Raw genomic sequence first — 4,847 nt, 5'->3', positions numbered from 1 at the left:
AGGGTGGCGAGATCCGCCGGGGCGGCATTGGACAGGCGCTCGGCCACGGGGCGGGCCAGAACCCTGTCGCGCACCTGCTCGGGGGTGTCGGCATCGAAGCCCGGAATATCGAGCAGATTGCCCAGCACCCGCAGCACCTTCCAGGCCGGGCGGGCCTCGCCGAGCGGACGCACCACGCCGTTGAAGGACTGGACCATGCCCTGGGTGTTGACGAAGGTGCCGGCGGTCTCGGTGAAGGGCGTGACGGGCAGCAGGCAGTCGGCCACGGCACGCAGCTCGGGGGAATCAAAGGCGGTGAGCGCGATCACGGTGCGGGCCGCGCCCAGCGCCGCAGTGGCCACCTGCGGCATGCCGTGGTCGAGCCCCGGCTCGAGGCCGAGCAGCACATAGGCAGAGAGCGGCTGCTGCACCATCTCGCGGGCATTGAGACCGCCCGGGCCGGGCAGCGCGCCGGCGAGATGCCCGCCCACGCTGTTGGCGGCCTCGCCGATCACGCCCAGGCTCGCGCCGGTGAGTTCGGCGATGGCATGTCCCAGGCGCGCGATGGCCGCGTAGCGATCGCACTGGACCGCGGCATTGCCCAGCCACAGCGCCTTGCGCTCGCCCGTGTCGAAGGCCGTGGCGATGGCCTGCTCGGCGGCATCGGGTTCGATGCCGGCCAGCGGGCCGGGCACCGGCTGGGCGCGCGCGCGCAGCAGCGCCACCAGCACACCCGCCAGGGTACGCACCCAGCGGCTGGGCGCCACGGTGGCGTGTGCCGCCACCGGCATGAGCAGGTCTTCGGCCACGGCATGCACCACCGACACGCGGGCGCCGCGGCGCACCGCAGCGCGCACCCGCGCCGCCAGCAGCGGGTGATCCTTGCGCAGGAAGGAGCCGACGAGCAGCAGGGACTGGAGGTTGCCCACCTCGGCCACCGGCATGCCCAGCCAGGGCACGCCGGCCGCGCTGGCATCGAGCGCGAAGTCACGCTGACGCAGACGGTGATCGATGTTCTCGGAACCCAGGCCGCGGGCCAGCTGCGCGAGCAGCGCGAGCTCTTCCAGCGTGGAGCCGGGCGCGGCCAGCGCGCCGATGGCCTTGCCGCCGGCGGTCCGGCGGATGTCGGCCAGGGCATGCGCGGCATAGTCGAGCGCCGTGGGCCAGTCGACCTCATGCCAGCGGCCGTCCTGCTTGATCTGCGGCCGCGGCAGACGATCTGACGCGTTCAGGCCTTCATACGAGAAACGGTCACGATCGGCGATCCAGCACTCGTTGACGGCATCGTTCTCGAAGGGCACCACCCGCATCACGCGGTTGGCCTTCACCTGGACCACCAGGTTGGCGCCGAGCGAGTCATGGGGCGACACCGAACGGCGGCGCACCAGCTCCCAGGTACGGGCGCTGTAGCGGAAGGGCTTGCTGGTGAGCGCACCCACCGGGCAGACATCGATCATGTTGCCCGAGAGCTCGGAGTCGACCGAGCGGCCGACGAAGCTCATGATCTCGGAGTGCTCGCCGCGGCCGGCCATGCCCAGCTCCATGACGCCGGCGATCTCCTGGCCGAAGCGCACGCAGCGGGTGCAGTGGATGCAGCGGCTCATCTCCTCGGCCGACACCAGCGGGCCGAGCGGCTTGTGGAAGACCACCCGCTTGGCTTCCTCGTAGCGCGAGGAGGAACCGCCGTAGCCCACGGCGAGGTCCTGCAGCTGGCATTCGCCGCCCTGGTCGCAGATCGGGCAGTCGAGCGGGTGGTTGATGAGCAGGAACTCCATCACCCCCTTCTGGGCCTTGATCGCCTTATCGGAGGCGGTCCAGACCTTCATGCCGTTGGTGACGGGCGTGGCGCAGGCCGGCATCGGCTTGGGCGCCTTCTCGACATCGACCAGGCACATGCGGCAGTTGGCCGCGATGGAGAGCTTCTTGTGGTAGCAGAAGTGCGGCACATAGATGCCGAGCTGGTTGGCGGCATGCATGACCATGCTGCCTTCGGCCACTTCGACCTTCTTGCCGTCGATTTCGAGTTCAAGCATTGCGTTCGCGCGCCCGATCGGTGTCCGTGAAGTTCGCGTGCATCAGGTGTAGGCAGGGACCATGCAGGTCTTGTGCTCGATGTGGTACGCGAACTCGTCCCAGTAGTGCTTGAGGAAGGCCCGCACCGGCATGGCTGCGGCATCGCCCAGCGCGCAGATGGTGCGGCCCTGGATGTTGTCGGCCACCTGGTTGAGCCGGTCGAGGTCCTCGCGGCGGCCCTCACCGTGCTCGATGCGATTGACCATGCGGTAGAGCCAGCCGGTGCCCTCACGGCACGGCGTGCACTGGCCGCAGCTTTCCTCGTAGTAGAAGTAGGACAGGCGCAGCAGCGACTTCACCGCGCAGCGCGAGTCGTCCATCACGATGACCGCGCCCGAGCCGAGCATGCTGCCGGCCTTGGCGATGGAGTCGTAGTCCATGTCGGTGGCCATCATGATGTCGGCCGGCAGCACCGGCATCGAGGAGCCGCCCGGGATCACCATCTTGAGCTGACGCCCGGCACGAACGCCACCGGCCAGTTCGAGCAGCTTGGCAAACGGGGTACCGAGCGGAATCTCGTAGTTGCCCGGCCGATTCACATCACCCGACACCGAGAAGACCTTGGTGCCGCCGTTGTTGGGCTTGCCCGCGGCGAGGTACTGCGCCCCGCCGTTGCGAATGATCCAGGGCACCGCCGCGAAGGTCTCGGTGTTGTTGATGGTGGTGGGCTTGCCATACAGGCCGAAGCTCGCCGGGAACGGCGGCTTGAAGCGCGGCTGGCCCTTCTTGCCCTCGAGGGACTCGAGCAGCGCGGTCTCTTCGCCGCAGATGTAGGCACCGTAGCCGTGGAAGGCATGCAGCTGGAAGGAGAAGTCGGAGCCGAGGATGCGATCACCGAGCAGACCGGCGGCACGGGCTTCGTCGAGGGCCTGCTCGAAGCGCTCGTAGACCTCGAAGATCTCGCCGTGGATGTAGTTGTAGCCCACCGGGATACCCATCGCGTAGGCCGCGATGATCATGCCCTCGATGACGATGTGCGGGTTGTACCGCAGGATGTCACGGTCCTTGAAGGTGCCGGGCTCACCCTCGTCGGAGTTGCAGACCAGGTACTTCTGACCCGGAAACTGACGCGGCATGAAGCTCCACTTCAGGCCGGTGGGAAAACCCGCGCCGCCGCGTCCGCGCAGCGAGCCGGCCTTGAGCTCGGCGATCACCTGCTCGGGGGTGATGCCTTCGCTGATGATCCGGCGCAGCGCCTGGTAGCCGTCGCGTGACTGGTAGTCGGCCAGCCGCCAGGCATCGGGCGAGTTCAGGCCCGCGAAGATCTGCGGATTGATGTGCCGGCCGTGGAAGCAGGTTTCCATGGCCTGCACGCGGGTGAGATCGGCGCGAAAGTCTTGGGCTCCCATGACTGCCTCAGGCCTTGCCTTTGAGTTCGTCGATCAGGGCGTCGATGCGATCGGCGCTCATGAAGCTGCACATGCGCTGGTTGTTGACCAGCATGACCGGCGCGTCGCCGCAGGCGCCCTGGCATTCACTCTCCTTGAGCGTGAACAGGCCGTCGGGCGTGGTCTCGTTGTAGTCGATGCCGAGCTTAGTCTTGAGGTACTCGCCAGCCTTGGCGCCATCGCGCAGCGCGCAGGGCAGGCAGGTGCACACCGCCAGCTTGAAACGACCCACCGGCCGGGTGTCGTACATGTTGTAGAAGGTGGCCACTTCCCAGACCGCGATCGGCGGCATGCCCAGGACGCGGGCGACATCCTCGACCACCGCCTCGGACACCCAGCCGACCTCCTTCTGGGCGATGGCCAGCGCCGCCATCACCGCCGACTGCTTCTGGTCAGGCGGGAACTTCGCGACCTCGCGGTCGATCCGGGCGTACGACGCCTCGGAAAGCAGTTTCGCGGCTTGGGGGACGGCACTCATCTCGGGTTCCAGCGCGGGTGGGGGTCTCAGCGGTCGATCTCGCCGAACACGATGTCCTGCGTGCCGATGATGGTGACCACATCGGCGATCATGTGGCCGCGCGACATCTCGTCGAGGCCCTGCAGGTGGGCATAGCCGGGGGCGCGGATCTTCAGGCGGTAGGGCTTGTTGGCGCCGTCGGACACCAGGTAGATGCCGAACTCGCCCTTGGGATGCTCAGCGATCGATCTCGCCGAACACGATGTCCTGGGTGCCGATGATCGTGACCACGTCGGCGATCATGTGACCACGCGACATCTCGTCGAGACCCTGCAGGTGCGCGAATCCGGGGGCGCGGATCTTCAGCCGGTAGGGCTTGTTGGCGCCGTCGGAGACGAGGTAGATGCCGAATTCGCCCTTCGGGTGCTCGACGCCGGCATAGCACTCGCCGGCCGGCACGTGGAAGCCCTCGGTGAAGAGCTTGAAGTGGTGGATCAGCTCCTCCATGTTGCTCTTCATGCCCACGCGCGACGGCGGCGCGACCTTGTGGCTGTCGGTGATCACCGGCCCGGGGTGGTTGCGCAACCACTCGATGCACTGCTGGATGATGCGGTTGCTCTGGCGCATCTCGGCCACGCGCACCAGATAGCGGTCGTAGCAGTCGCCGTTGCGCCCGACGGGAATGTCGAAGTCGAGCAGGTCGTAGACCTCGTAGGGCTGGGTCTTGCGAAGATCCCAGGCCACGCCCGAGCCGCGCAGCATGGGGCCCGTGAAGCCCAGGGCCTTGGCGCGATCGGGATCGACGACACCGATGCCGACCAGCCGCTGCTTCCAGATGCGGTTGTCGGTGAGCAGCGTTTCGTACTCGTCGACACAGCCCGGGAAGCGGCGGGTGAAGGCCTCGATGAAGTCGAGCATCGAGCCTTCGCGATCGCGGTTGTAATCCTTGA

At 67.5% G+C, this 4,847-nt stretch carries 4 protein-coding genes and 1 pseudogene; all 5 read right to left on the bottom strand.

Features of this window, described 5'->3' with window-relative positions; genetic code table 11:
- On the bottom strand, window positions 1-2,012 hold a 2,012-nt coding region (nuoG, locus tag AC2H6A_RS17925; RefSeq protein WP_484275082.1), incomplete at its 3' end, for an NADH-quinone oxidoreductase subunit NuoG.
- A gap of 42 nt (window positions 2,013-2,054) precedes the next feature.
- Window positions 2,055-3,401, bottom strand: a complete 1,347-nt coding sequence (gene nuoF, locus AC2H6A_RS17920; RefSeq protein ID WP_484275081.1) for an NADH-quinone oxidoreductase subunit NuoF — start codon at window positions 3,399-3,401, stop codon at window positions 2,055-2,057.
- Window positions 3,402-3,408: 7 nt separating this feature from the next.
- Window positions 3,409-3,918, bottom strand: a complete 510-nt coding sequence (gene nuoE, locus AC2H6A_RS17915) for an NADH-quinone oxidoreductase subunit NuoE (protein WP_484275080.1) — start codon at window positions 3,916-3,918, stop codon at window positions 3,409-3,411.
- Window positions 3,919-3,944: 26 nt separating this feature from the next.
- Window positions 3,945-4,136 (bottom strand): annotated as a pseudogene (locus tag AC2H6A_RS17910) (NADH-quinone oxidoreductase subunit D-related protein); the annotation flags it as partial.
- The coding region (locus tag AC2H6A_RS17905; RefSeq protein ID WP_484275079.1) for an NADH-quinone oxidoreductase subunit D-related protein at window positions 4,135-4,847 on the bottom strand (713 nt) is incomplete at its 5' end. The gene AC2H6A_RS17905 and the pseudogene AC2H6A_RS17910, both read right to left, overlap by 2 nt.

It is taken from the genome of Quisquiliibacterium sp. (assembly GCF_982640115.1).
The sequence above is the reverse complement of the archived record's forward strand: the minus strand, read 5'-3'. Positions and strand labels throughout refer to the sequence as shown.

What these genes read in the sequence shown, in the direction of transcription:
- nuoF (WP_484275081.1), bottom strand. Translation starts at nt 3,401, where the DNA reads ATGGGAGCCCAAGACTTTCGCGCCGATCTCACCCGCGTGCAGGCCATG.
- nuoE (WP_484275080.1), bottom strand. Translation starts at nt 3,918, where the DNA reads ATGAGTGCCGTCCCCCAAGCCGCGAAACTGCTTTCCGAGGCGTCGTAC.